Annotated in this window: 22 protein-coding genes; 13 read left to right on the forward strand and 9 right to left on the reverse strand. The window is 64.2% G+C overall.

Features of this window, described 5'->3' with window-relative positions:
• Nucleotides 1-100 precede the first annotated feature (100 nt).
• The 6 genes from lepA (at nucleotide 101) to pdxJ (ending at nucleotide 6,160) form a co-directional block, all read left to right on the forward strand.
• On the forward strand, nucleotides 101-1,900 hold the full coding sequence (gene lepA / locus I9018_RS05375) for a translation elongation factor 4 (RefSeq protein ID WP_053134309.1): 1,800 nt from the start codon (nucleotides 101-103) through the stop codon (nucleotides 1,898-1,900).
• Nucleotides 1,901-1,905: 5 nt separating this feature from the next.
• The gene (lepB, locus tag I9018_RS05380) at nucleotides 1,906-2,760 is read left to right on the forward strand and encodes a signal peptidase I (RefSeq protein ID WP_016967828.1); all 855 of its coding nucleotides are present in this window, start codon (nucleotides 1,906-1,908) and stop codon (nucleotides 2,758-2,760) included.
• Between the two features lie 205 nt (nucleotides 2,761-2,965).
• Complete coding sequence (gene rnc, locus I9018_RS05385; protein ID WP_031320944.1) at nucleotides 2,966-3,655, forward strand: ribonuclease III; 690 nt, start codon at nucleotides 2,966-2,968, stop codon at nucleotides 3,653-3,655.
• A complete protein-coding gene (gene era, locus I9018_RS05390) occupies nucleotides 3,648-4,550 on the forward strand; it encodes a GTPase Era (RefSeq protein ID WP_068583522.1) in 903 nt (300 codons plus the stop codon). Before rnc ends, era begins: the two co-directional genes overlap by 8 nt.
• 68 nt (nucleotides 4,551-4,618) lie before the next feature.
• The gene (gene recO / locus I9018_RS05395; RefSeq protein WP_068583524.1) at nucleotides 4,619-5,308 is read left to right on the forward strand and encodes a DNA repair protein RecO; all 690 of its coding nucleotides are present in this window, start codon (nucleotides 4,619-4,621) and stop codon (nucleotides 5,306-5,308) included.
• Nucleotides 5,309-5,416: 108 nt separating this feature from the next.
• On the forward strand, nucleotides 5,417-6,160 hold the full coding sequence (pdxJ, locus tag I9018_RS05400; protein WP_241108903.1) for a pyridoxine 5'-phosphate synthase: 744 nt from the start codon (nucleotides 5,417-5,419) through the stop codon (nucleotides 6,158-6,160).
• Nucleotides 6,161-6,254: 94 nt separating this feature from the next.
• On the opposite strand, the gene mltF is transcribed toward pdxJ, so the two are convergent.
• Nucleotides 6,255-7,715, reverse strand: a complete 1,461-nt coding sequence (mltF, locus tag I9018_RS05405) for a membrane-bound lytic murein transglycosylase MltF (RefSeq protein ID WP_241108904.1) — start codon at nucleotides 7,713-7,715, stop codon at nucleotides 6,255-6,257.
• 287 nt (nucleotides 7,716-8,002) lie between these two features.
• On the opposite strand from mltF, the gene purL reads away from it, so the two are divergent.
• Nucleotides 8,003-11,899 (forward strand): phosphoribosylformylglycinamidine synthase, encoded by a 3,897-nt coding sequence (gene purL, locus I9018_RS05410; RefSeq protein ID WP_241108905.1) that lies wholly within the window; start codon nucleotides 8,003-8,005, stop codon nucleotides 11,897-11,899.
• A gap of 4 nt (nucleotides 11,900-11,903) precedes the next feature.
• Entirely contained in the window at nucleotides 11,904-12,215 is a 312-nt protein-coding gene (locus tag I9018_RS05415) for a YqfO family protein (protein ID WP_068583537.1), read from the forward strand.
• A 75-nt stretch (nucleotides 12,216-12,290) separates the two neighbouring features.
• Here the strand turns inward: I9018_RS05415 and nagE are convergent, their stop codons facing one another.
• From nagE to I9018_RS05450, 7 genes are all read right to left on the reverse strand, one after another.
• A complete protein-coding gene (gene nagE / locus I9018_RS05420) occupies nucleotides 12,291-13,997 on the reverse strand; it encodes an N-acetylglucosamine-specific PTS transporter subunit IIBC (RefSeq protein WP_241108906.1) in 1,707 nt (568 codons plus the stop codon).
• A gap of 18 nt (nucleotides 13,998-14,015) precedes the next feature.
• A complete protein-coding gene (ptsP, locus tag I9018_RS05425; RefSeq protein ID WP_241108907.1) occupies nucleotides 14,016-16,538 on the reverse strand; it encodes a phosphoenolpyruvate--protein phosphotransferase in 2,523 nt (840 codons plus the stop codon).
• Nucleotides 16,539-16,566: 28 nt separating this feature from the next.
• Nucleotides 16,567-17,589 carry an SIS domain-containing protein gene (locus I9018_RS05430; protein WP_241108908.1) on the reverse strand — a complete coding sequence of 341 codons (1,023 nt, stop codon included), beginning with the start codon at nucleotides 17,587-17,589 and terminating at the stop codon, nucleotides 16,567-16,569.
• The gene (gene nagA / locus I9018_RS05435) at nucleotides 17,570-18,676 is read right to left on the reverse strand and encodes an N-acetylglucosamine-6-phosphate deacetylase (RefSeq protein WP_068583549.1); all 1,107 of its coding nucleotides are present in this window, start codon (nucleotides 18,674-18,676) and stop codon (nucleotides 17,570-17,572) included. Before nagA ends, I9018_RS05430 begins: the two co-directional genes overlap by 20 nt.
• A 29-nt stretch (nucleotides 18,677-18,705) precedes the next feature.
• Nucleotides 18,706-19,437, reverse strand: a complete 732-nt coding sequence (locus I9018_RS05440) for a GntR family transcriptional regulator (protein WP_241108909.1) — start codon at nucleotides 19,435-19,437, stop codon at nucleotides 18,706-18,708.
• Nucleotides 19,438-19,707: 270 nt separating this feature from the next.
• On the reverse strand, nucleotides 19,708-20,211 hold the full coding sequence (locus tag I9018_RS05445; RefSeq protein ID WP_068583555.1) for a L,D-transpeptidase family protein: 504 nt from the start codon (nucleotides 20,209-20,211) through the stop codon (nucleotides 19,708-19,710).
• Between the two features lie 48 nt (nucleotides 20,212-20,259).
• The gene (locus tag I9018_RS05450) at nucleotides 20,260-20,811 is read right to left on the reverse strand and encodes an NUDIX hydrolase (protein ID WP_068583558.1); all 552 of its coding nucleotides are present in this window, start codon (nucleotides 20,809-20,811) and stop codon (nucleotides 20,260-20,262) included.
• Nucleotides 20,812-20,960: 149 nt separating this feature from the next.
• On the opposite strand from I9018_RS05450, the gene I9018_RS05455 reads away from it, so the two are divergent.
• The 5 genes from I9018_RS05455 (at nucleotide 20,961) to purT (ending at nucleotide 24,196) form a co-directional block, all read left to right on the forward strand.
• Nucleotides 20,961-21,560 carry a CoA pyrophosphatase gene (locus I9018_RS05455; protein ID WP_068583561.1) on the forward strand — a complete coding sequence of 200 codons (600 nt, stop codon included), beginning with the start codon at nucleotides 20,961-20,963 and terminating at the stop codon, nucleotides 21,558-21,560.
• A 55-nt stretch (nucleotides 21,561-21,615) separates the two neighbouring features.
• Complete coding sequence (locus I9018_RS05460; RefSeq protein ID WP_068583772.1) at nucleotides 21,616-22,140, forward strand: gamma carbonic anhydrase family protein; 525 nt, start codon at nucleotides 21,616-21,618, stop codon at nucleotides 22,138-22,140.
• Complete coding sequence (locus I9018_RS05465; protein ID WP_241108910.1) at nucleotides 22,137-22,352, forward strand: DUF1289 domain-containing protein; 216 nt, start codon at nucleotides 22,137-22,139, stop codon at nucleotides 22,350-22,352. The genes I9018_RS05460 and I9018_RS05465 overlap by 4 nt, the downstream gene beginning before the upstream one ends.
• Before the next feature lie 100 nt (nucleotides 22,353-22,452).
• Nucleotides 22,453-22,920: a VUT family protein gene (locus I9018_RS05470; protein WP_241108911.1), complete on the forward strand. Its 468-nt coding sequence runs from the start codon at nucleotides 22,453-22,455 to the stop codon at nucleotides 22,918-22,920.
• A 94-nt stretch (nucleotides 22,921-23,014) separates the two neighbouring features.
• Nucleotides 23,015-24,196: a formate-dependent phosphoribosylglycinamide formyltransferase gene (gene purT, locus I9018_RS05475; RefSeq protein WP_068583570.1), complete on the forward strand. Its 1,182-nt coding sequence runs from the start codon at nucleotides 23,015-23,017 to the stop codon at nucleotides 24,194-24,196.
• A gap of 88 nt (nucleotides 24,197-24,284) precedes the next feature.
• Here purT and I9018_RS05480 read toward each other — a convergent pair whose 3' ends face one another.
• On the reverse strand, nucleotides 24,285-25,601 hold the full coding sequence (locus tag I9018_RS05480) for an MFS transporter (RefSeq protein ID WP_068583573.1): 1,317 nt from the start codon (nucleotides 25,599-25,601) through the stop codon (nucleotides 24,285-24,287).
• Nucleotides 25,602-25,693 lie beyond the last annotated feature (92 nt).

Below are 25,693 nucleotides of genomic sequence, written 5' to 3' on the forward strand. Positions count from 1 at the left end.
CGGGGCTGACCGGCGAGCGTGACGCTCGTGCCGAGTATCAGGTACAATTCCCGGCTATTTTTCGGCGGGCCTTGCCTGCAGCCTTTTTGAGTGTTCATCCGTGAGTGATTTGAGTCATATCCGCAATTTCTCCATCATCGCCCACATTGACCATGGCAAGTCGACTCTGGCCGATCGCTTTATCCAGATGTGCGGCGGCCTGGCCGATCGCGAAATGGAAGCCCAGGTCCTGGACTCCATGGATCTCGAGCGTGAGCGCGGGATCACCATCAAGGCCCATAGCGTCACCCTCTACTACAAGGCACGCGATGGCGTGACCTACCAGCTGAACTTCATCGATACCCCGGGCCACGTGGACTTCACCTACGAAGTCAGCCGTTCCCTGGCCGCCTGCGAGGGCGCGCTGCTGGTAGTGGATGCCGGCCAGGGCGTCGAGGCCCAGTCGGTCGCCAACTGCTACACCGCCATAGAGCAGGGCCTTGAGGTCATGCCGGTGCTGAACAAGATCGACCTGCCCCAGGCCGAGCCGGAGCGGGTCAAGGAAGAGATCGAGAAGATCATCGGCATCGATGCCGCCGACGCCGTGACTTGCAGCGCCAAGACGGGCCTGGGCGTGGACGAGGTGCTCGAGCGCCTGGTGACCACTATCCCGGCACCGACCGGCAATATCGAAGACCCGCTGCAAGCGCTGATCATCGACTCCTGGTTCGACAACTACCTGGGCGTCGTGTCCCTGGTACGCGTACGTCATGGCCGGGTGAAGAAGGGCGACAAGATCCTGGTCAAGTCCACCGGCAAGATCCACCTGGTGGACAGCGTCGGTGTCTTCAATCCGAAACACACCGCTACCGCCGACCTCAAGGCCGGTGAAGTGGGCTTCATCATCGCCGGCATCAAGGACATCCATGGTGCGCCGGTGGGCGATACCCTGACCCTGAGCTCCACCCCCGACGTGGAAGTGCTGCCAGGCTTCAAGCGTATCCAGCCGCAGGTCTATGCTGGCCTGTTCCCAGTCAGCTCCGACGACTTCGAGGACTTCCGCGAAGCCCTGCAGAAGCTCACCCTGAACGACTCCTCGCTGCAGTACACCCCGGAAAGCTCCGACGCCCTGGGCTTCGGCTTCCGTTGCGGGTTCCTCGGCATGCTGCACATGGAGATCATCCAGGAGCGCCTGGAGCGCGAATACGACCTGGACCTGATCACCACCGCGCCGACGGTAATCTTCGAGCTGCTGCTCAAGACCGGTGAAACCATCTACGTCGATAACCCGTCCAAGCTTCCGGACCTGTCCTCCATCGAGGACATGCGCGAGCCGATCGTGCGGGCCAATATCCTTGTGCCCCAGGAGCACCTGGGCAACGTCATAACCCTGTGCATCGAAAAGCGCGGCGTACAGCGCGACATGCTGTTCCTCGGCTCGCAGGTCCAGGTGACCTACGACCTGCCGATGAACGAGGTGGTACTGGACTTCTTCGACCGCTTGAAGTCCACCAGTCGTGGTTATGCTTCGCTGGATTACCACTTCGACCGCTACCAGTCGGCTAATCTGGTGAAGCTGGACGTGCTGATCAACGGTGACCGGGTCGATGCCCTGGCCCTGATCGTGCACCGCGACAATGCCCACTACAAAGGGCGTGCGTTGACCGAGAAGATGAAAGAACTGATTCCTCGGCAGATGTTCGACGTGGCAATCCAGGCCGCCATCGGCGGGCAGATTATCGCGCGGACAACCGTCAAGGCCCTCAGAAAGAACGTACTGGCCAAATGCTACGGCGGTGACGTAAGCCGTAAGCGCAAGCTGTTGGAAAAGCAGAAAGCCGGTAAGAAACGCATGAAGCAAGTGGGTAACGTGGAGATTCCACAGGATGCCTTCCTTGCTGTGCTCAGGTTGGATAGTTAGGTCCTATGTCACTAAATTTCCCGCTGTTGCTGGTCATCGCTGTCTTCGTATGCGGTTTCCTGGCGTTGCTCGACCTGGTGTTCCTGGCTCCGCGTCGTCGCGCGGCCATTGCCAACTATCAGGGCAGCGTCAGCCAGCCGGATGGGCTGGTGGTCGAGAAGCTGAACAAGGAACCGCTGCTGGTTGAATACGGCAAGTCGTTCTTCCCGGTACTGTTCATCGTCCTGGTGCTGCGTTCGTTCCTGGTGGAGCCGTTCCAGATTCCGTCGGGCTCGATGAAACCGACCCTGGATGTGGGCGACTTCATCCTGGTGAACAAGTTCTCCTATGGCATTCGCCTGCCGGTGATCGACAAGAAGGTCATCGAGGTCGGTGACCCGCAGCGCGGCGATGTGATGGTGTTCCGCTACCCGAGCGATCCGAACGTCAACTACATCAAGCGTGTGGTCGGCCTGCCGGGCGACGAGGTGCGCTACACCAGCGACAAGCACCTGTTCGTCAACGGCCAGCCGGTGGCGGAACAGTTGGTAGGGGCCGAGCCAGGCACCCTGGGCAGCGCGGAGCTGTACAAGGAGAAACTCGGCGCCGCCGAGCACCTGATCCGCAAGGAAATGAGTCGTTACCGGGCCACCCCGGACGGTCGTTGGGTAGTTCCTGCCGGGCACTACTTCATGATGGGCGACAACCGCGACAACTCCAACGACAGTCGCTACTGGGACGATCCAAGCATTCCCAAGGACCTGCTGGGCATGGTTCCCGACAAGAACATCGTCGGCAAGGCCTTCGCAGTCTGGATGAGCTGGCCCGAACCGAAACTCAGCCACCTGCCGAACTTCTCGCGGGTTGGCCTGATCAAGTAATCACCCACGGCGCTGTTGAACACAGCGCCGAATGCTTTTCTGGCTCTTGCATAAAACGGTCGTACCCTCAGGCGACCCCTGGCCCGAAGCATGCAATCAACGATATTCAGGATGTGGATTTGAACACAGCGTTAATTGCCACCCGCACCTTGTGCGCGGCCCATAGGATGGCGAGTTTCGGTGACGAAACCAGCGTGGGTAAATCGTGAGCGTTTCTTTGAGTCGTCTCGAGCGCCAGCTCGGTTATTCCTTCAAGGACCAGGAACTGATGCTCCTGGCCCTCACTCATCGCAGTTTTGCCGGGCGCAATAACGAGCGCCTGGAGTTCCTGGGTGATGCGATCCTCAACTTCGTGGCCGGCGAGGCGTTGTTCGAGCGTTTCCCCCAGGCCCGCGAAGGCCAGCTGTCGCGTTTGCGTGCACGGCTGGTGAAAGGTGAGACCCTGGCGGTATTGGCCCGTGGTTTCGATCTGGGTGAATACCTGCGCCTGGGGTCCGGCGAGCTGAAAAGCGGTGGCTTCCGGCGCGAGTCGATCCTGGCCGATGCACTGGAGGCCCTGATCGGCGCGATCTATCTGGACGCCGGCATGGAAACTGCCCGTGACCGCGTGCTGTCCTGGCTGGCCTCGGAATTCGACAGCCTGACCCTGGTGGACACCAACAAGGACCCCAAGACCCGGCTGCAGGAGTTCCTCCAGTCCCGGGCCTGTGAACTGCCACGCTACGAAGTGGTGGATATCCAGGGCGAACCCCATTGCCGGACCTTTTTCGTGGAATGCGAAGTCACCTTACTGAATGAAAAAAGCCGGGGACAGGGCGTGAGCCGTCGCATTGCCGAACAGGTAGCGGCCGCCGCAGCACTGATTGCCCTGGGCGTGGAGAATGGCCATGACTGATTCAACTGCAACACGCTGTGGCTATGTCGCCATTGTCGGCCGCCCCAACGTGGGCAAGTCGACGCTGCTCAACCACATCCTCGGCCAGAAGCTGGCGATCACCTCGCGCAAGCCGCAGACCACTCGCCACAACATGCTGGGGATCAAGACCGAAGGCGCCATCCAGGCGATCTACGTCGATACGCCCGGCATGCACAAGAGCAACGAAAAAGCCCTGAACCGCTACATGAACAAGACTGCCTCGGCAGCCTTGAAAGATGTGGACGTGGTGATCTTCGTGGTCGATCGCACCAAGTGGACCGACGAGGACCAACTGGTCCTGGAACGCGTCCAGTACGTGCAGGGCCCGGTGATCCTGGCGATCAACAAGACCGACCGGATCGAGGACAAGGCCGAGCTGATGCCGCACCTGACCTGGTTGCAGGAGCAGTTGCCCAACGCCGAGATCGTTCCGGTATCGGCCCAACAAGGGCACAACCTGGATGCCCTGGAAGGCCTGATCGCCAAGCACCTGCCGGAAAACGACCATTTCTTCCCGGAAGACCAGATCACCGATCGCAGCAGCCGTTTCCTCGCGGCCGAGCTGGTGCGCGAGAAGATCATGCGCCAGCTGGGTGCCGAGCTGCCGTACCAGATCACCGTTGAAATCGAAGAGTTCAAGCAGCAGGGCCACACCCTGCATATCCATGCCCTGATCCTCGTCGAGCGCGATGGCCAGAAGAAAATCATCATTGGCGACAAGGGTGAGCGCATCAAGCGCATCGGCATGGAGGCGCGCAAGGACATGGAGCTGCTGTTCGACTCCAAGGTCATGCTCAACCTCTGGGTCAAGGTCAAGGGCGGCTGGTCCGACGACGAGCGTGCCCTGCGCTCCCTGGGTTACGGCGACCTGTAACCCTGCCGGCTCTTGTGTAGCGAGGGAGTTGCCGCCCTCGCCACATCCCACCTGAGAGTTGGACACCAATGCCTAGTAGCACTCCCTCTGGCCAACTTGCCTACGTCCTGCACAGCCGTGCCTATCGCGAGAGCAGTGCGCTGGTGGACTTTCTCACCCCTCAAGGTCGCTTGCGTGCGGTGCTGCGTGGTGCCCGCGGCAAGGCCGGGACGCTGGCCCGGCCTTTCGTTCCCCTGGATGTCGAGTTTCGCGGGCGGGGCGAATTGAAGAATGTCGGGCGTATGGAGAGTGCCGGAGTCGCTGCCTGGCTCAACGGCGAGGCGCTGTTCAGCGGCCTTTACCTGAATGAACTGCTGATCCGCCTGCTGCCGGCGGAAGACCCCCATCCGGCAGTGTTCGATCACTACGCTGCAACCTTGCAGGCCCTGGCCGAGGGGCGTCCGCTGGAGCCTTTGCTGCGAGCCTTCGAATGGCGCTTGCTGGACGATCTGGGCTACGGCTTCGCCCTTGACCAGGATATCCATGGCGCTCCCATCGCCGCCGACGGCTTGTATCGCCTGCAAGTGGATGCCGGGTTGGAGCAGGTGTTCCTCTTGCAGCCGGGGTTGTTCAACGGGGCAGAGCTGCTGGCCATGGCAGAGGCCGACTGGACTTCCCCGGGGGCACTGGCGGCGGCCAAGCGCCTGATGCGCCAGGCCCTGGCGGTTCATCTTGGGGGGCGTCCCCTGGTTAGCCGCGAGTTGTTCCGCAAGCCTTGAGCCCTTCGTTAGATGGCTCGATGACCTGAGCGTTATCGGCAAATGGCAACGGACCCCGTTCTGCCCGTATGCTGTGCGCCGAATCTTCATTTATTCAGGAGCGCTTTCGTGACCACCAGCAATCGCATTCTTCTTGGCGTGAACATCGACCACGTTGCTACCCTGCGCCAGGCCCGGGGTACTCGCTATCCTGACCCGGTCAAGGCGGCGCTGGATGCGGAAGAGGCGGGTGCCGACGGGATCACCGTGCACCTGCGCGAAGACCGCCGGCATATCCAGGAGCGCGATGTGCTGCTGCTCAAGGACGTGCTGCAGACCCGCATGAACTTCGAGATGGGGGTCACCGAAGAAATGATGGCCTTTGCCGAGCGCATCCGTCCGGCGCATATCTGCCTGGTTCCGGAAACCCGCCAGGAACTGACCACAGAGGGTGGCCTGGATGTAGCGGGGCAAGAGGAGCGGATCAAGGCGGCAGTCCAGCGCCTGTCGAAAATCGGCTCCGAGGTTTCGTTGTTCATCGACGCCGACGAGCGCCAGATCGAAGCCTCCAAGCGGGTCGGCGCGCCGGCCATCGAGCTGCATACCGGGCGCTACGCCGATGCCCAGACCCCTGGCGAGGTGGCGCAAGAGCTGCAGCGTATCGTCGATGGAGTGGCGGTAGGCCTGGCCCAGGGCTTGATCGTCAATGCCGGTCACGGCCTGCATTATCACAACGTCGAGGCCGTAGCGGCGATCAAGGGCATCAATGAGCTGAACATCGGCCATGCCCTGGTTGCCCATGCATTGTTCGTCGGCTTCAAGGGAGCGGTGGCGGAAATGAAGGCGCTGATCCTGGCGGCTGCCAAGGGCTGACCTACTGGCGTCCGGAGGCTGCGGCAAGGTCCGCAGGACCTTCAGCGATCAGGCTATCGCCGCAGCCTCGCTGCTGTGTCGGTAGCCGATCGCTTCAGAGCGGCGGGTTCTCTTCCGGCGGCTTGGCCTTGTTGACTCCCGGCACATGCAGGTTGCCCTCGGCGACCTGGTCACCCTCCAGCTGTGGCTGGGTCACCCAGGTGAGAATGTCGTAGTAGCGGCGGATGTTGGCCACGAAATGCACCGGTTCGCCACCCCGGGCGTAACCATAGCGGGTCTTGCTGTACCACTGCTTCTGCGACAGGCGCGGCAGCATCTTCTTCACATCCAGCCATTTGTTCGGGTTGAGCTTTTCCCGTTCGGCCAGCCTGCGCGCGTCGTCCAGATGGCCGGTGCCGACGTTATAGGCGGCGAGGGCGAACCAGGTCCGATCCGGCTCCTCGATCTTGTCGTCCAGCTGGTCCTTGATATAGGCCAGGTACTTGGCGCCGCCGCTGATGCTCTGCTTCGGGTCCAGGCGGTTGGAGACGCCCATGGCCTGGGCGGTGTTCTGGGTCAGCATCATCAGCCCGCGCACGCCGGTCTTGGAGGTCACCTCGGCCTGCCACATCGACTCCTGGTAGCCCACGGCCGCCAGCAGGCGCCAGTCGAGCTTCTCTTGCTTGGCCGAGGCCTTGAAGTGCTTCTCGTACTTGGGCAGGCGCTGCTGCAGGTGCTGGGCGAAGGTATAGGCACCGACATAGCCGAGTACGTCTACATGGCCGTAGTAACGATCCTTGAGGCGCTGCAGGGTGCCGTTCTTCTCCACCTTGTCGAGAAAGGCGTTGATCTCGTTGAGCAGGCTGTTGTCGTCGCCAGCGGCCACGGCCCAGCTCTGGCTGCGAGCGTCGCCGAGGTCGAAGGCCACTCGCACGTTGGGGAAGTACACCTGGTTCATTGCCAGCTCGTTGGAGTCCACCAGGGTCAGGTCGATCTGCCCTTCGTCCACCATGCGCAGCAGGTCCACCACTTCCACGGCGTCCGATTCTTCGTACTCGAGGCTGGGGTACTTGAGCTTGAGCTCGGCCAATTGTTCGGCATGGCTGCTGCCCTTGAGCACCATGATGTGCTTGCCCACCAGGTCCTGGGCGGTGGTGGGGCGGGATTGGCCGTTGCGATAGATGATCTGCGGCGTGACTTGCAGATACGGGTGGGAAAACCGCACTTGCTGCTTGCGCTGCTCGCTGCCCACCAGGCCTGCGGCCGCCAGGACCGGCCCCTTGGGCTGGCCCAACTGGTCGAACAGGTCGTCGAGGTTGTCGGCGGTCTCGATCTTCAGCTCGACCCCCAGATCGTCGGCGAAACGTTTCACCAGCTCGTACTCGAAGCCGGTTTCACCGTTGCGATCCTGAAAGTAGGTGGCAGGACTGTTCCGGGTGATCACCCGCAGTACACCATCCTCCTTTACGCGCTCCAGGGTACTGGGTTTTTCAACACAGGCACCGAGCATCAGGAAGAGTCCGGTAACGATGAGCCACTTGGCGCAGCGCGGACGTAAAGCCATAGGGGAAAACATTGGCGCAGTATACGCAAAGCGCAACGAGCGCCATATCTCGACAGCGAGTGGCGTGTCTGCTAGCGATGGTCGACCCGTGCTGGAACCCTCAGGAATGGGGCTTTCGCGGTCTGTGTGACAATTCAAATAACCCTTGGCGATGATGTCGATCAGCCTTTGTTATAGGGCTGTAGCCCCTGGCCGACACCCGGAGGGGCGAGGGCATAGTGTTTCGGGTGCCGATGCCGACGGTTTAAGTTAGAATGCACGGCCTCAAAGCACACCCCCTTCCCGAGGCTGTCCCGAAGATGTTGATCCTGCGCGGCGCTCCTGCCCTTTCTGCCTTTCGCCACAGCAAACTCCTTGAGCAACTGAGCCAGAAAGTACCGGCTGTCAGTGGCTTGTATGCTGAATTCGCTCACTTCGCCGAGGTTACCGGCGTCCTGACCGGCGACGAACAGCAGGTGCTTGCGCGCCTTCTGAAGTACGGCCCCAGCGTTCCGGTACAAGAGCCGACCGGCCGACTGTTCCTGGTCCTGCCACGCTTGGGCACCATCTCGCCCTGGTCGAGCAAGGCCAGCGACATCGCCCGCAACTGCGGCCTGGCGAAAGTCCAGCGCCTGGAACGGGGTATTGCCTTCTATGTAGCGGGCGAGTTTAGCGAGACCGATGCCCAGCTGATCGCCAGCGCCCTGCACGACCGCATGACCCAGATCGTCGTGGCCAACCTCGAAGAGGCCGGCGGCCTGTTCAGCCATGCCGAACCCAAGCCGTTGACCGCCGTGGACATCCTCGGTGGTGGTCGCGCCGCCCTGGAAAAGGCCAACAGCGAGCTGGGCCTGGCCCTGGCCGAAGATGAAATCGACTACCTGGTGACGGCCTTCCAGGGCCTGGCACGCAACCCCCACGACATCGAACTGATGATGTTCGCCCAGGCCAACTCCGAGCACTGCCGCCACAAGATCTTCAACGCCAGTTGGGACATTGACGGCCAGGCCCAGGAAAAAAGCCTGTTCGGCATGATCAAGAACACCTACCAGATGCACAACGAAGGTGTGCTCTCGGCCTACAAGGACAATGCCGCGGTGATCGTCGGCTCCGTCGCCGGGCGCTTCTTCCCGAATCCCGAGACCCGCCAGTACGGCGCGGTGCAGGAGCCGGTGCATATCCTGATGAAGGTCGAGACCCACAACCACCCGACCGCGATCGCTCCGTTCCCTGGCGCATCCACCGGCTCCGGTGGCGAGATCCGCGACGAAGGTGCCACCGGCCGTGGCGCCAAGCCCAAGGCCGGCCTCACCGGTTTCACCGTTTCCAACCTGCAGATCCCTGGCTTCGAACAGCCTTGGGAAGTGCCGTACGGCAAGCCCGAGCGCATCGTCGACGCCCTGGACATCATGATCGAGGGCCCGCTGGGTGGCGCGGCGTTCAACAACGAATTCGGCCGTCCGGCCCTGACCGGCTACTTCCGGACTTTCGAGCAGTCCATCACCACCCCCCGTGGTGAGGAAGTGCGTGGCTACCACAAGCCGATCATGCTGGCTGGCGGCATGGGCAACATCCGTGACGAACACGTGCAGAAGGGCGAGATCACCGTCGGCTCCAAGCTGATCGTCCTCGGCGGCCCGGCGATGCTCATTGGCCTGGGCGGCGGTGCCGCTTCCTCCATGGCCACCGGCACCAGCTCGGCGGACCTGGATTTTGCCTCGGTACAGCGTGAGAACCCGGAAATGGAGCGCCGTTGCCAGGAGGTCATCGACCGTTGCTGGCAGCTGGGCGACAAGAACCCCATCAGCTTCATCCACGACGTCGGTGCCGGCGGCCTGTCCAACGCCTTCCCCGAGCTGGTCAACGACGGCGGCCGTGGCGGTCGCTTCGAGCTGCGCAACATTCCCAACGACGAGCCGGGCATGGCCCCGCACGAGATCTGGTCCAACGAATCCCAGGAACGTTATGTCCTGGCGGTGGGCGCCGAGGACTTCGAGCGCTTCAAGGCCATCTGCGAGCGCGAGCGCTGCCCGTTCGCGGTGGTCGGCGAAGCCACTGCCGAGCCGCAGCTGACCGTGACCGACAGCCACTTCGGCAACAGCCCGGTGGACATGCCCCTGGAAGTGCTGCTGGGCAAGGCCCCGCGCATGCACCGTTCGGCCGTTCGCGAAGCCGAGCTGGGTGATGATTTCGATCCGAGCACCCTGGACGTCGCCGAGAGCATCGAGCGTGTCCTGCATCACCCGGCCGTTGCCAGCAAGAGCTTCCTGATCACCATTGGCGACCGCACCATCACCGGCCTCGTGGCCCGCGACCAGATGGTCGGCCCGTGGCAGGTACCGGTGGCTGACGTGGCGGTCACCGCCACCAGCTTCGATGTCTACACCGGCGAAGCCATGGCCATGGGCGAGCGCACTCCGCTGGCCCTGCTGGATGCCCCGGCGTCCGGGCGCATGGCCATTGGCGAGACCCTGACCAACCTCGCGGCCTCGCGCATCGGCAAGATCAGCGATATCAAGCTCTCCGCCAACTGGATGTCCGCTGCCGGCCACCCGGGCGAAGACGCGCGCCTGTACGACACCGTCAAGGCTGTCGGCATGGAGCTGTGCCCGGAGCTGGGCATCACCATCCCGGTGGGCAAGGACTCCATGTCCATGGCCACCCGCTGGAACGAAGAGGGCGTGGACAAGAGCGTCACCGCGCCGCTGTCGCTGATCGTCACCGGCTTCGCCCCGGTCACCGACATCCGCCAGACCCTGACCCCGCAACTGCGCATGGACAAGGGCACCACCGACCTGGTCCTGATCGACCTGGGTCGCGGCCAGAACCGCATGGGCGCCTCGATCCTCGCCCAGACCCACGGCAAGATCGGCAAGCAGGCTCCGGACGTCGATGACGCCGAAGACCTGAAGGCCTTCTTCGCGGTGATCCAGGGCCTCAATGCCGACGGCCACCTGCTGGCCTACCACGACCGTTCCGACGGCGGCCTGCTGACCAGCGCCGTGGAAATGGCCTTCGCCGGCCACTGCGGCCTGAACCTGAACCTGGATGCGCTGGCTGCCAGCGCGGCCGATATCCCGGCCATCCTGTTCAACGAGGAATTGGGTGCGCTGATCCAGGTTCGCCAGGATGCCACTCCGGGCGTGCTCGCTCAGTTCAGCGCCGCTGGCCTGGGCGACTGCGTGGCGGTGATCGGCCAGCCGGTCAACAACGGCCACATCAACATCTCCTTCAACGGCGAGAACGTGTTCGCCGGCGAGCGTCGTCTGCTGCAGCGCCAGTGGGCCGAGACCAGCTACCAGATCCAGCGCCTGCGCGACAACGCCGACTGCGCCGAGCAGGAGTTCGACGTGGTGCTGGAGGAAGACAACCCGGGCCTGAGCGTCAAGCTGAGTTTCGACGTCAACCAGGACGTCGCCGCGCCTTACATCAAGAAGGGTGTGCGTCCCCAGGTGGCAGTGCTGCGCGAGCAGGGCGTCAACGGCCAGGTGGAAATGGCCGCGGCGTTCGACCGCGCCGGCTTCAACGCCATCGACGTGCACATGAGCGATATCCTCGCCGGTCGTGTCGATCTCAACGAGTTCAAGGGCATGGTCGCCTGCGGCGGCTTCTCCTACGGTGACGTACTGGGCGCCGGTGAAGGCTGGGCCAAGTCGGTATTGTTCAACAGCCGTGCCCGCGATGCGTTCCAGGGCTTCTTCGAGCGCAACGACACCTTCACCCTCGGTGTGTGCAACGGTTGCCAGATGATGTCCAACCTGCACGAGCTGGTCCCGGGCAGCGAGTTCTGGCCGCACTTCGTGCGCAACCGCTCCGAGCAATTCGAAGGCCGCGTGGCCATGGTCCAGGTACAGGAGTCGAACTCGATCTTCCTGCAGGGCATGGCCGGTTCGCGGATGCCGATCGCCATCGCCCACGGCGAAGGCCATGCCGAGTTCGAAAGCGAAGAAGCGCTGCTGGAAGCCGACCTGTCCGGTTGCGTGGCCCTGCGCTTCGTCGACAACCACGGCAAGGTCACCGAGCGCTACCCGGCCAACCCCAACGGTTCGCCGCGCGGGATCACCGGCCTCACCAGCCGCGACGGTCGCGTCACCATCATGATGCCGCACCCTGAGCGGGTATTCCGTGCTGTGCAGAACTCCTGGCGTCCTGACGACTGGAACGAAGATGCAGGCTGGATGCGCATGTTCCGCAACGCTCGCGTCTGGGTGAACTGAGGCAATGTACAAGCTCAGCTTCTTCGTGCCTCCCAGCCATGTGGAGCAGGTCAAGAGCGCCGTGTTCGCCGCAGGTGGCGGACGCATCGGCGCCTACGACCAGTGCGCCTGGCAGGTGCTCGGCCAGGGCCAGTTCCGCCCCCTGGATGGCAGCCAGCCATTCCTCGGGCAGACCGGCCTGGTGGAGCGGGTGGAGGAATGGAAAGTCGAGCTGGTGGTGGCCGATGAACTGATCCGCGACGTGGTGATGGCGCTCAAGCAGAGCCATCCCTACGAGACTCCGGCCTACGAGGTCTGGCGTCTGGAACAGTTCTGAGGTTATCCACAGACAAAAAGCCCGCTGAGCCGGAAACGGCCAGCGGGCTTTTTTATGGGCGTGCAGGCAAGTCCTTCAGGCGCCGGCACCCACCTTGCGAGGTATCAGCGCTTGCATGGCGGCCTGCAAACCGAGTGCTTTCTCGCCAATCAATACATGCCAGACATCCCCTTCCAGGCGCCGAGTGCCCTGGCAGCCCAGGCCCCTGAGCGCCGCCTCCGACAGGCCCTGGCTGTTGTTCAGTTGGACCCGCAGGCGGGTCAGGGCCACGCAGTCCAGTTGCAACAGGTTATCGCGGCCACCCAGGGCGTTGAGCCATCGTTGGGCTTCTTGTGCAGGAACCGGGGTTGGCGCGGGGGCCGATTCGGGGGCGGTGGATGGGGCTGCCACGGGCGCCGTTGGCAGGGCCTGGCGGATTTCATCGGCGATGCTATCGGCGGTCGGGCCGACCACCACTTGCAGGCTGCAGCCCTTGCCAGGACGTACCACGGCCATGGCGCCCAGGGCCTTGAGCTCGGCGTCACGGGCCAGGTCGCGGTCGGCCAGTTCCAGGCGCAGGCGGGTGGTGCAGGCGCCCACGGTGATCAGGTTAGCGGCGCCGCCCAGGGCCTTGATGTAGGCGCTGGCGCGCTGGTCTTTGGCCAGCTCGCTCTTGCTGGCGGAGGGGCTGTCCTCGCGACCCGGGGTCTTGAGGTTGAAGCGACGAATGCAGAAATCGAACACCAGGTAGTAGATCACCGCATACAGCAACCCCACCGGCAGCACCTTCCAGCCATTGGTGGAGCGCCCCCAGCCCAGCGCCATGTCGATGGCGCCGCCGGAGAAGGTGAAGCCCAGGTGGATATCCAGCAGGTTGGTCAGGGCCATGGACATCCCAGTGAGCAGCGCATGCACCAGGTACAGCAGCGGCGCCAGGAACATGAAGGCGAACTCGATGGGTTCGGTGACCCCGGTGAGGAACGAGGTCAGGGCCATGGACAGGAAGATCCCGCCCATCACCTTGCGCCGCTCCGGCAGGGCATTGCGGTACATGGCCAGGCAGGCGGCGGGCAGGCCGAACAGCATCATCGGGAACATCCCGGTCATGAACTGGCCGCCGTTGGGGTCGCCGGCGAAATAGCGGGTCAGGTCGCCGGTGACCACGGCGCCGGTGTTCGGATCGGTGAAGCTGCCGAAGATGAACCAGGCCATGTTATTGAGGATGTGGTGCAGGCCGGTGATGATCAGCAGGCGGTTGAACACGCCGAAGACGAAGGCGCCGAAGCTGCCGCTTTCCAGCAGCAGTTGGCCGAAGCCGTTGATGCCATGCTGGATCGGCGGCCAGATCAGGCCGAACACCACCCCCAGGCCCACGGCGGTGAAGCCGGTGACGATGGGCACGAAGCGCCGGCCACCGAAGAACGCCAGGTACTCCGGCAGCTTGATGTCCTTGAAGCGGTTGTACAGCGCACCGGCCGTCAGCCCGCTGATGATCCCGGCGAGCATGCCCATGTTGATGCTGGCGTCCAGCACCTTGAGGGTCGAGATCATCACCAGGTAACCGATCGCTCCGGCCAGGCCGGCAGTGCCGTTGTTGTCCTTGGCGAAACCCACGGCGATCCCGATGGCGAAGATCAGCGCCAGGTTGCCGAAGATCGACTGGCCAGCATCGTGGATGATGGCGATGTCCAGCAGGTCGGTGTCACCCAGGCGCAGCAGCAGGCCGGCGATGGGCAGGATGGCGATGGGCAGCATCAATGCCCGGCCGAGGCGCTGCAGGCCCTCGATGAAGTACTGGTACATGGCGTCTCTCCTGGATTCTTATGGTTGTAGAGGCCAATGCTGCGCGCAGGCCTGGCGGACCGCGGCAGCACCCGGCAGGTCGAGCAACGTCGGGCTGAGTTGGCGGCACCGGCTGATCTCCAGCTGGCGTACCCGGTCCTTGATTTCCCCGACCTGCGGCGGGCTGACCGACAGTTCGCTGACGCCCAGGCCAATCAGCACCGGGGTCGCGAGCGGATCGCTGGCCAGGGCGCCGCAGACCCCGACCCAGCGACCGTGGCGTGCAGCCCCGGCGCAGGTCTGGGCGATCAGGCGCAGCAGGGCCGGATGCAGGGCGTCGACCCGGGCGGCCAATCCAGCGTGGTCGCGGTCCATGGCCAGGGTGTATTGGGACAGGTCATTGGTGCCGATGGACAGGAAGTCGGCGTGTTCGGCCAGTTGTTCGGCCATCAGCGCCGCAGCTGGCACTTCGATCATCACCCCCAGCTCCGGGTGCTGGCTGACTCCCAGTTCGCTGGCCAGGGTCTCAAGGCGCTGGCGGATGTGCAGCAGCTCGGCCACCTCGGTGACCATTGGCAGCATGATCCGGCAGCGTGCCATCGGCGAGACTTGCAACAGGGCCCGCAGTTGCTGGTCCAGTAGTTCGGGGCGCGCCTGGGCCAGGCGGATGCCGCGCAGGCCCAGCACCGGGTTGGCCTCGGCCGGCAGTGGCAGGTAGTCCAGCTGTTTGTCGCCGCCCACATCGATGGTGCGGATGATCACCGGTTTGTCGCCCATGGCATCCAGCACGTCCTGATAGGCCTGGCGCTGTTCCGCTTCGTTTGGTGCGTGCTGGCGGTCGACGAACAGGAATTCGGTGCGCAGCAGGCCGATGCCATCGGCACCGCCCTGGCAGGCCTCCCGAGCCTCATCGCTGGAGGCCACGTTGGCCGCGACCTCTATCGCCGTGCCGTCACGGGTCAGGGCCGGCTGCGCGGCCTGCTGTTGCTGCAAGGCGCGACGTTGCAAGCGGGCCCGATGGGCCTCCTGTACCTGTTGCAGGCGTTGCGGATCGGGCGCAAGTTCCAGGCGCCCGCCGTCGGCATCCAGCACCACCTGGCGACCGTTTTCCAGGTGCAGGACTTCCTGGCCCAGGGCCACCAGGCACGGCAGGCCCTTGCCCCGGGCCAGGATCGCCACATGGGAGGTTGCGCCGCCGGCAGCCATGCACAGGCCGGCTACGCCCTGGGCGCTCAGTTGCAGCAGGTCCGAGGGGGTCAGTTCTTCGGCGGCGACCAGCGCCCCGGGCGGCAGGTCGTAGTGCCAGGTTTCGCCCAGCAAGGCCCGCAGCACCCGCTGTTGCAGGTCGCGCAGATCGTTGGTGCGCTCAGCCAGCAAGGGGTTATCCAGGCTTTGCAGCACCTGGCACTGCTCGGCGATCGCCGCGCTCCAGGCATGGGTGGCGGCCCGGCCCTGGGCGATGGCGGCGTGGGCGGCGTCCAGCAGGGTCGGGTCTTCCAGCAGGGCCAGGTGGGCGTTGAAGATGTCCTGTTCCTCCTGGTCCCGACGCTGGCGGGCCTGATCCAGGGTCTGGCGGATATCGGCGCGTACCTGGTCCAGGGCCTTTTCCAAGGCTTGGCGCTGTTCATCAGGCTGGTGCTGGCCAAGGTCTTCCGGCAACTGCATGGCCTTAAGCCGCTGCAACGGGCCGGCGATCAGCCCTGGCGCGGCACAGACCCCATGCAATACGCCATCTTCAGCGGGGCGCCGAATGCTGGACGCGAGTGCGGCAGGTGTCGGGTGGGCGTCGCTCTCCAGCGCCGTGCCCAGGGTCTTGAGCAGCGCCTGTAAGGCGGCCTGGCAATCGGCGCCCTGGCAGCTGACCTGCACTTCATCCTGTTCGCCGATGCCCAGGCCCATCAGGGCTACCAGGCTGGTGCAGGGGGCACTCTTGTCCTTGAAGCTCAGCTGCGATTGGCTGGCGAAGCCGGCGGCGCATTGACGGACCAGGGCCGCGGGACGCGCATGCAGGCCGCCGCGGTGGGCAACCCGGACCCGGGCGCTGGCCTGTTCTGCCGAGCCCGGGGCGGCAGTTGCGTGTGTAGGGGCCTGGTTGCGCTGTGTGATATGCAGCAGCGGTTCGCCGACCTTGACGGTACCCAGGCTCAGCGGACGCTGGTCGAAACCCTCGCTGTTGGTCAGGATCAGCACGCTGATCAGGCTCCGGCAGTGCTGCGCGACATAGTCCAGGTCGAAGCGCAGCAGGGGTTGGCCGGCGTTGACGCGCTGACCCTCCTGGACCAGCAACTCGAAGCCTTCGCCTTGTAGCTCGACGGTGTCCAGGCCCAGGTGCAGCAGTAACTGTGCGCCGTTGTCGGCGCGCAGGGTCACGGCGTGCCCGGTCCGGGCGACCTGGATTACCACGCCAGGGCAAGGGGCGTGCAGGGTGTCGTTGAGCGGGTCGATGGCGATCCCGTCGCCCATGGCTCCGCTGGCGAACACCGGGTCGGGAACGCTACGCAGTGGCAGTACGGGCCCACTGAGTGGGGCACTGAGCGTCAGGTCATTATTGTTGTTGTGCATGGCGCAGTACTCATCGATCAAGGGGGGCTTAGTGAGTGCGGGTCACTTTGCTCAGGTGCCGTGGCTGGTCGGGGTCCATGCGGCGGGCCTCGGCCAGGCCAGCGGCCATGACATAGAAACTCTGGATCGCCAGGATCGGGTCCAGCGCCGGGTGGTTCGCCAGGCACAGCGGCAGGTCCCGTTCCTGGATATCGTCCGGTGCGGCCAGCAGTACCTTGGCGCCGCGCTGGCGCATGTCGGCGGCCAGGCTTAGCAGGCCGCCCTGTTCCGCCCCGCGTGGGGCGAACACCAACAGCGGGTAGTCGTGCTCGATCAAGGCCATCGGGCCATGGCGGACTTCGGCGCTGCTGAAGGCTTCGGCCTGGATCGCCGAGGTTTCCTTGAGCTTGAGCGCGGCCTCCTGGGCGATGGCAAAGCCTGCGCCGCGGCCGATCACCATCAGCCGCTGGCAGTCGCGCAGGGCCGCGACGGCCGGGCTCCAGTCCTGGGTGGCAGCCTGCTCCAGGCCTTCGGGCAGGGCCAGCCCGGCTTCCAGCAGGTGTGGGTCCTCATTCCAGTGGCCGATCAGGCGCGCGCTGGCGCTGAGGGTGGCGATGAAGCTCTTGGTGGCGGCGACACTCTGCTCGGTGCCGGCATACAGCGGCAGGGCGAATTCGCTGGCCGCTTCCAGTGGGCTGTTCGGCGCATTGACCAGGCCGACGGTGAGGGCGCCGCGCTTGCGCAGCAGGCGCACGCTGTTCACCAGGTCCGGGCTTTGGCCCGACTGGGAGAAGGCGAAGACCGCCTGGCCGCTGACCCGCAGTGGCGCTTGCTGCATGGTGACCACCGACATCGGCAGTGACGCCACCGGGATACCCACGTGCTGCATGGTCAGGTAGGCGAAATAACTGGCGGCATGGTCGGAGCTGCCCCGGGCCACGGTCATCGCCACTTGCGGCGGTTGGCGTCGCAGGCGACCGGCCACCTCCACCAGCGACGGCTCCAGGTGCTGTAGCTGGTTGCTCACGGCGGTGTGCGAGGACAGCGCCTCTTCAAGCATCTTGGAAGTCAAGCTCTTCTCCTTCGACCATGACGGCGGTCAGTTTGAGTGCGCGGTCCAGGCGCACGCTGTCGGCCCAACTGCCAGGTTGCAGGCGGCCGCGTTCGGGGAGGCCGAGGTAGTCGGCGGGAAATTGCGACAGGCGCTGCGAGGCGTCCGCCAGGGGCAGGCCGATCTTCACCAGGTTGCGTAGCGCCTGGTCCATGGTCAGGGTGCTACCGGCCAGGGTGCCATCCGGCAGGCGCACGCCACCCAGGCACTTGGTCACGGTGTGGCTGCCCAGCTTGTACTCGCCGTCGGGCATGCCCGCGGCAGCGGTGGAATCGGTGACGCAGTACAGGCATGGGATCGAGCGCAGGGCCACGCGCATTGCCCCGGGATGTACATGCAAGAGGTCGGGGATCAGCTCGGCGTACTGGGCATGGGCCAGGGCCGCACCGACGATCCCCGGCTCGCGGTGATGCAGCGGGCTCATGGCGTTGTACAGGTGGGTGAAGCTGGTGGCGCCGGCGGCCATGGCAGCCACGCCTTCTTCATAGCTGCCCAGGGTGTGGCCGATCTGCATGCGTATCCCGCGTGCGCTCAGGGCCCGGATCAGATCGTTGTGGCCCGCTACTTCCGGCGCGATGGTGATCACCCGTATCGGCGCCAGTTCCAGGTACTGCTCGATTTCGCTCAACAGCGCGGTATGGGCGAAGTTCGGCTGGGCGCCCAGTTTGCCGGGGTTGATGTAGGGACCTTCCAGATGCACGCCCAGGACCCGGGCGGACCCAGCCGGCCGCTGCCGGGCATACCGGCCGAGCTGTTCCAGCACATCGCGGATTTCCGCACTGGGCGCGGTCATGGTGGTGGCCAGCAACGAAGTGGTGCCGAAGCGCACATGGGTGCGGGCGATGGTCTCGAAGGCTTCGCTGCCCTGCATGATGTCCTTGCCGCCACCGCCGTGCACATGCAGGTCGATAAAACCGGGCAGCAGATAGGGCAGGTCGTTGTCCGCCGGATCGCAGGGGCTGCCATCGATGGCGGTCACCTTGCCTTCATGGTGGATCAGGTGGCCGCGGATCCAGCCTTGGGGCGTGAGTATGTTGGCTTCGGACATGGGCGTTTCTCGGATTCCTGGAGACTGGTTCAGCGTCGCAGTTCGGCGACGAAGTCGTAGTAGTCGTTGCGGCAGTAGGTATCGGTGACCTCGATCGGGGTGTTGTCTTCCAGGTAGCCGACCCGGGTCATCAGCAGCATGGCGGTGCCGGGGGCGATGCCCACCAGGCTGGCGAACTCGTCCGAGGCATTGATCGCCTGGATGTGCTGCAGCGCCCGTACCACGGGGCGCTTGATGCCATCGAGGTATTCGTACAGGGAGTCGCCCACCGCTTCCGGGCGGGCAATGATGCTGGCCGGCAGGGTGCTCATCTCGATCGCCATTACCACGTCGTCGGCTTTGCGCAGGCGCTTGAGGCGCGCCACCTTGTCGTTGGGCGACAGGCCGAGGCGAATCAGTTCTTCGTGGGTGGGGGGCGTGATGGTGCGTTCCAGCCATTGGGAGCCGGGCACGAAGCCCTTGAGGCGCAGCATTTCACTGAAGCCGGAAAGCCGCGACAGCGGTTGTTCCAGGCGTGGGGTGATAAAGGTCCCCGAACCCTGGTTGCGTCGGATCAGCCCCTGCTCGAAGAGCACTTCCAGGGCCTTGCGCGCGGTCACTCGGGAAATGCCCAGCAGTTCGCTGAGGTTGCGCTCGGAGGGCAGGGCCTGCTCGGCTTTCCACTGGCCAGCGTGAATCGCCGCTTCCAGGTTGCGGGCCAGTTGCAGGTACAGCGGGGTGGGTTGGGTGTCGTCCGGGCGCAGGTTCAGCAGGTGGTTCATGATCAGGTTTCCGATGCGGTTATAGGTTGTTGTCGCTCGGTAGTGCCGAAAAACTAATACCACTTAAATACCATGTCAACGCCACTGGTCCGCTGTGAGCGCACTGTAGCGGGCACTGTCGAGGTGCTGGCGAGCATAAAGGATTGAAGTGGTATTAGGCAGGTCTGGCAGCAAGGGCCAAAAGCCAGGGGGCGACCCGGGGCGGGTCGCGAAGTGGTATGGGCGTGCGGGTTTTGCGGGGCGGGGAAAATATTTTTTGCAGGAGGCGGGTTAAGGGCGGATCTCGATCATGGTGCCGTCCTTGACCAGGCCCCAGATCTCGCGCATGTCGACGTTGCGCATGGCGATGCAGCCGTCGGTCCAGTCCAGGGTATGGAAGTACTGCTCGGGGAATTCCTCGGTGTCCGGGGTGCCGTGGATCATGATCATGCCGCCGGGAGGCACGCCCTCGCGCCGGGAGCGGGCGGCGTCGCTGATGTTCGGATAGGAGATGTGCATGGCCAGGTAGTAGCGGTCGCTGGTCTTGCGCCAGTCGAGCCAGTACAGGCCCTCGGGCGTGCGCTTGTCGCCTTCCATGAGCTTGGGCCCCTTGGGTTTCTTGCCCAGGGAGATGCGATAGGTCTTCAGCGGTTTGCCGTCATTGATCAACTGCAGTTGATGGGCGGACTTGAGTACCAGGACTTTCTCGATGACCTTGCCGTCGAGGGTTTCCACCGTGGAGGCCTGGGAAACAGCGACAAAGGAACAGCACAGCAGGGCAAGCAACCAGCGCATTGACACGATATCCCCAGGCGCGCACGGGGTCCCGTGCACGATTATTGTTTAACTGATGGCAGGCTGGGCCAGCGGCGGGATGGATTCGGTGCGCACTTGGAAGGTGCCGGCCTGCCGGTCAGCGAAGAAGCATTCTAAGGTACGGCTGACAGTGCGAAAAGCCAGCTCGGACCAAGGGATGTCGGTTTCATCGAACAAGCGCACTTCAAGGCTCTCGGGGCCGGCGGCAAAATCCAGGTCGGCCAGCTCTGCGCGAAAGAACACATGCACCTGGCTGATATGCGGGACGTCGATCAGGGTATAGAAGCTCAAGTCGCGCACACGGGCGCAGGCTTCCTCGTAGGTTTCACGCACGGCTCCCTGCTCCACGGTCTCGCCGTTCTCCATGAAGCCGGCCGGCAGGGTCCAGTAGCCCAGTCGCGGCTCGATGGCCCGGCGGCACAGCAAGACCTTGCCTTCCCAGGTGGCCAGGCAGCCGGCGACGATATTGGGGTTCTGGTAATGGATGGTCTGGCAGTGATCGCAGACAAAGCGCAGGCGCGAGTCGCCTTCGGGAATGCGCTGGGTCACCGGGTTGCCGCACTGGCTGCAAAATTTCATCGAGGCTGTCCGGAAAAGGCTGCGGCTATCTTGGCGCGCGAGGCCTGTCGTCGGCAAGTTGTCGTTCCGCGACATGCCCCAGGAACGGGGGTTGGGCCGTTGCCGGGATTGGTGCATGATGCTCGGTAGCCAACAGATCGAGATGCCTCATGCTGGACGAGCTACTTCATCGGGTAAGTCATTACACGCCGCGTACATTGGAGACCGATCGACGTTTTCCCGAGGCCGCCGTGCTGGTGCCCATCACCCGCAGCGATGAGCCGGAGCTGGTGCTGACCCTGCGCGCCAGCGGGCTTTCGACCCATGGCGGAGAGGTGGCGTTTCCCGGTGGGCGACGCGATCCGGAGGACCCGGACCTGGTGTTCACCGCCCTGCGTGAGGCGGAGGAAGAGATCGGATTGCCCCCAGGCCTGGTGGAGATCATCGGCCCCCTGAGCCCGCTGATCTCCAAGCATGGGCTCAAGGTTACGCCGTATGTCGGAGTGATCCCCGATTTCGTCGAGTACCGCGCCAACGACGCGGAGATCGCTGCGGTCTTCAATGTCCCCCTGGAATTCTTTCGCCAGGACCCTCGGGAGCATACCCATCGCATCGACTACCAGGGACGCAGCTGGTACGTTCCCAGCTATCGTTTCGGCGACTTCAAGATCTGGGGGCTGACCGCGATCATGATCGTCGAGCTGGTCAACCTGTTGTATGACGCCGGGATCAGCCTGCGTCACCCACCGAAGAACTCCGTGACCCTCTGAAGCCATCGCACGTATGGCACTCACCCACGGCTGCCTGAGCCATGAGGACAACAAGATGAAATATCGCCTGGGCGATGCCCGAGTAGAAACCCATCCACAGAGCTGGGTCGCCCCGAACGCCACGCTGGTGGGCAAGGTCAAGCTGGAGGAGGGGGCCAACGTGTGGTTCAACGCCGTGCTGCGTGGCGATAACGAGCTGATCCTGATCGGCAAGCACAGCAACGTCCAGGACGGCACCGTGATGCACACCGACATGGGGTTCCCGCTGACCATCGGCACCGGGGTGACCATCGGCCACAACGCCATGCTGCATGGCTGCACCGTGGGCGACTACAGCCTGATCGGCATCAACGCGGTGGTCCTCAACGGCGCGAAGATCGGCAAGAACTGCATCATCGGCGCCAACTCGCTGATCGGCGAGGGCAAGGAGATTCCCGATGGATCGCTGGTCATGGGGTCGCCGGGCAAGGTGGTGCGCGAGCTCACCGAGCCGCAGAAGCGCATGCTCGAGGCCAGCGCCGCCCATTACGTACACAACGCCCAGCGCTATGCCCGGGACCTGGTCGAGCAGGAATCATGAGCCTTGCGGAGAAACCTGTCGCCTCGCCCTGCGTGAATATTTGCGCCCTGGACGAGCAGGACATCTGCATCGGTTGCCAGCGCACGGTGGACGAGATTACCCGTTGGGGCCGCATGGACAATACCGAGCGGCGTAGCGTATTGGCCCGCTGCCATGAGCGGGCCAAGGACAGCGGGTTGTTGTGGCTGGCGGGGGCTGGGGCAGGCAACTGATCGGTTGCGCAAGCCTTGTCGGGAGTCGAGGACTTTCTTGGCCCAATCCCCGGGCCTGAAGTAACCTGTACACCTTCCTGATAGCGACTTCTTGGCCCCCATGCTCTATCTGATCGCCTATATCAGCAGTGTCGTGCTGATCAACTACGCCTTTTCCACCGCCCCGCACCTGGACATCATCTGGTCGGCCTGGGGTGGACTGGTGTTCGTCCTGCGCGACATGGTGCAGACCCGCTTCGGCCACGGCGCCATCATCGCCATGCTGGTGGCCCTGGTGTTGTCCTATGTGACTTCCGACCCCGCCATCGCCCTGGCCAGCGCCACGGCATTCGCGGTCTCCGAATGCATCGACTGGTTGGTGTTCAGCATCACCAAACGCCCGCTGCACGATCGGCTGTGGATCAGCTCGGCGCTGAGCATCCCCCTGGATACCTTCATTTTCTTCGGCATGATCGACGCGCTGACCCCTGGGGTGATCCTCACTGCCCTGGCCTCGAAGTTCGCCGGGGTCACGGTGGTGTGGCTGGCCATGGCCTGGCGTTTGCGCAAAGCGGCGTGCGCCGGCTGAGCCAAAGGCCACGGTTCATGTAAAATGCCGCGCTTTCCCGGGTTGCCAGCCTGGCGCTCGGCCTTCGATGATCCGCTTGCTTGAGGACCTTCAGATGACTCGTATCGGAACTCCATTGTCGCCAACCGCGACCCGCGTCTTGCTTTGTGGCTGTGGTGAGTTGGGCAAGGAGGTGGTGATCGAGCTGCAGCGCCTGGGCGTCGAAGTGATTGCCGTGGACCGCTACGCCAATGCCCCGGCGATGCAGGTGGCCCATCGCAGCCACGTGATCAACATGCTCGACGGCGCAGCCCTGCGTGCCGTGATCGAGGCGGAAAAGCCGCATTTCATCGTGCCGGAAATCGAAGCCATCGCCACGGCGACCCTGGTGGAGCTGGAAGCCGAAGGCTTCACCGTGATTCCGACCGCCCGGGCCACCCAGCTGACCATGAACCGCGAAGGCATCCGGCGCCTGGCCGCTGAAGAACTGGACCTGCCGACCTCGCCATACCACTTCGCCGATACCTTCGAGGACTACAGCAAGGCCGTGCAGGACCTGGGTTTCCCGTGCGTGGTCAAGCCGGTAATGAGCTCCTCGGGCAAGGGCCAGAGCCTGCTGCGCAGCGCCGATGATGTGCAGAAGGCCTGGGACTATGCCCAGGAAGGCGGCCGGGCCGGCAAGGGCCGGGTGATCATCGAGGGCTTCATCGACTTCGACTACGAAATCACCCTGCTGACCGTACGTCATGTGGGCGGCACCACATTCTGCGCGCCCGTGGGCCATCGCCAGGAGAAGGGCGACTACCAGGAGTCCTGGCAGCCCCAGGCCATGAGCCCGAAGGCCCTGGCCGAGTCCGAGCGGGTTGCCAAGGCCGTGACCGAGGCCCTGGGTGGGCGCGGGTTGTTCGGTGTGGAGCTGTTCATCAAGGGCGACCAGGTGTGGTTCAGCGAAGTGTCGCCACGGCCCCATGACACTGGCCTGGTGACCCTGATCTCCCAGGACCTGTCACAGTTCGCCCTGCATGCACGGGCCATCCTCGGCCTGCCGATCCCGCTGATTCGCCAGTTCGGCCCATCGGCCTCGGCGGTGATCCTGGTGGAGGGCAAGTCCACCCAGACCGCATTCGCCAACCTGGGCGTTGCCCTGAGCGAGCCGGATACCGCGCTGCGCCTGTTCGGCAAGCCGGAAGTCAACGGTCAGCGGCGCATGGGCGTGGCCCTGGCTCGTGATGAGTCCATCGAAGCTGCCCGCGCCAAGGCAACCCGCGCCTCCCAGGCAGTCGTTGTAGAACTGTAAAAACATCCGTGGGCAAGCCTCGCTCCTGCCAGGTTGCGCCGACCTGCAGGAGCGAGCGGTGATCCGACTTGCCCGCGATGATGTCCCGTCAGCCGACCTGATTCAGGTCGTTGTTACGGGTTTCCTTCAGGCACAACACCGCGATCAGGCTCAGGATCGCCGCCCCCGAGACATATCCCCCGACCCAGCTCAAGCCGCCCATCGCCACCAGTTTCTGGGCGAAGAACGGAGCGGCCGAGGCTCCGACGATTCCTCCCAGGTTGTAAGCCGCCGAAGCGCCGGTGTAGCGCACATGGGTGGGGAACAGTTCCGGCAGCAGGGCGCCCATCGGCGCGAAGGTCACCCCCATCAGGAACAGCTCGATGCACAGGAACAGCGCCACCCCGGCGGTGGAGCCCTGGGTCAGCAGCGGTTCCATGGCGAAGCCCGAGAGGATCGCCAGGATGCCGCCGACGACCAGCACGGGCTTGCGCCCGAAGCGATCGCTGGCCCAGGCCGCCAGGGGCGTAGCGGCAGCCATGAACAGTACGGCGAAGCACAGCAGGCCGAGGAAGGTTTCCCGGCTGTAGCCCAGGGTCGATACGCCGTAGCTCAGGGAAAACACTGTGGAGATATAGAACAGCGCGTAGCACACCACCATGGCGGCGGCGCCCAACAGCACCGGCAGCCAGTATTGGCTGAAGAGCTCGATCAGTGGCAGCTTCACCCGTTCCTGGCGGGCCACGGCGTTGGCGAAGACCGGGGTTTCATGCAGCTTGAGGCGCACATAGAGCCCGACCATCACCAGCGCCGCGCTGAGCAGGAACGGAATGCGCCAGCCCCAGGCCCGGAACTGCTGGTCGTCCAGGCCCATGGCCAGGCCCAGGAACAACCCGTTGGCGGCCAGGAAACCAATGGACGGCCCCAGTTGCGGGAACATGCCGAACCAGGCGCGCTTGCCAGGTGGGGCGTTTTCGGTAGCCAGCAGCGCCGCGCCGCCCCATTCGCCACCCAAGCCCAGGCCCTGGCCGAAGCGCAGCAGGCACAGCAGGATCGGGGCCCAGGCGCCGATGCTGTCGTAGCCCGGCAGCACGCCGATCAGGGTGGTGCAGATGCCCATCAGCAGCAGTGAGGCCACCAGGGTCGACTTGCGGCCGATCCGGTCGCCGAAGTGGCCGAACAGTGCCGAGCCCAGGGGGCGGGCCAGGAAGGCGATACCGAAGGTGAGGAATGCCGAGAGCATCTGGGCGGTACCGGAGCTCTGGGGAAAGAACACCGGGCCAATCACCAGCGCGGCGGCGGTGGCGTAGACATAGAAGTCGTAGAACTCGATGGCGGTGCCGATGAAGCTGGCCGTGGCCACCCGGCTGGCGGAGTTGCCGGGGTGGTCGGTCGCGCCGGTGCTGTAGGTCGTGCTGGTCGTCATGCGGATATCCCTGACAGTCATTGCTCCAGTGGAGCGAATTATTATGGTCGAGCACCCAGGGATGTGGGTTTGGTGCGGGCGCGCTCGGGATG

The organism is Pseudomonas sp. MPFS (genome assembly GCF_022537035.1).
In the GTDB taxonomy this organism is placed as follows: Bacteria; Pseudomonadota; Gammaproteobacteria; order Pseudomonadales; family Pseudomonadaceae; genus Aquipseudomonas; species Aquipseudomonas sessilinigenes.

Excerpts from the sequence above, each read along its gene's own strand:
- ptsP (WP_241108907.1), bottom strand. The coding sequence starts at position 16,538 with ATGCACAACAACAATAATGACCTGACGCTCAGTGCCCCACTCAGTGGG.
- I9018_RS05445 (WP_068583555.1), bottom strand. The coding sequence starts at position 20,211 with ATGCGCTGGTTGCTTGCCCTGCTGTGCTGTTCCTTTGTCGCTGTTTCC.
- I9018_RS05465 (WP_241108910.1), top strand. The coding sequence starts at position 22,137 with ATGAGCCTTGCGGAGAAACCTGTCGCCTCGCCCTGCGTGAATATTTGC.
- I9018_RS05415 (WP_068583537.1), top strand. The coding sequence starts at position 11,904 with ATGTACAAGCTCAGCTTCTTCGTGCCTCCCAGCCATGTGGAGCAGGTC.
- I9018_RS05455 (WP_068583561.1), top strand. The coding sequence starts at position 20,961 with ATGCTGGACGAGCTACTTCATCGGGTAAGTCATTACACGCCGCGTACA.
- purL (WP_241108905.1), top strand. The coding sequence starts at position 8,003 with ATGTTGATCCTGCGCGGCGCTCCTGCCCTTTCTGCCTTTCGCCACAGC.
- I9018_RS05480 (WP_068583573.1), bottom strand. The coding sequence starts at position 25,601 with ATGACGACCAGCACGACCTACAGCACCGGCGCGACCGACCACCCCGGC.
- I9018_RS05470 (WP_241108911.1), top strand. The coding sequence starts at position 22,453 with ATGCTCTATCTGATCGCCTATATCAGCAGTGTCGTGCTGATCAACTAC.
- nagA (WP_068583549.1), bottom strand. The coding sequence starts at position 18,676 with ATGTCCGAAGCCAACATACTCACGCCCCAAGGCTGGATCCGCGGCCAC.
- I9018_RS05440 (WP_241108909.1), bottom strand. The coding sequence starts at position 19,437 with ATGAACCACCTGCTGAACCTGCGCCCGGACGACACCCAACCCACCCCG.
- era (WP_068583522.1), top strand. The coding sequence starts at position 3,648 with ATGACTGATTCAACTGCAACACGCTGTGGCTATGTCGCCATTGTCGGC.
- I9018_RS05460 (WP_068583772.1), top strand. The coding sequence starts at position 21,616 with ATGAAATATCGCCTGGGCGATGCCCGAGTAGAAACCCATCCACAGAGC.
- lepB (WP_016967828.1), top strand. The coding sequence starts at position 1,906 with ATGTCACTAAATTTCCCGCTGTTGCTGGTCATCGCTGTCTTCGTATGC.
- nagE (WP_241108906.1), bottom strand. The coding sequence starts at position 13,997 with ATGTACCAGTACTTCATCGAGGGCCTGCAGCGCCTCGGCCGGGCATTG.
- purT (WP_068583570.1), top strand. The coding sequence starts at position 23,015 with ATGACTCGTATCGGAACTCCATTGTCGCCAACCGCGACCCGCGTCTTG.
- recO (WP_068583524.1), top strand. The coding sequence starts at position 4,619 with ATGCCTAGTAGCACTCCCTCTGGCCAACTTGCCTACGTCCTGCACAGC.
- I9018_RS05450 (WP_068583558.1), bottom strand. The coding sequence starts at position 20,811 with ATGAAATTTTGCAGCCAGTGCGGCAACCCGGTGACCCAGCGCATTCCC.
- mltF (WP_241108904.1), bottom strand. The coding sequence starts at position 7,715 with ATGTTTTCCCCTATGGCTTTACGTCCGCGCTGCGCCAAGTGGCTCATC.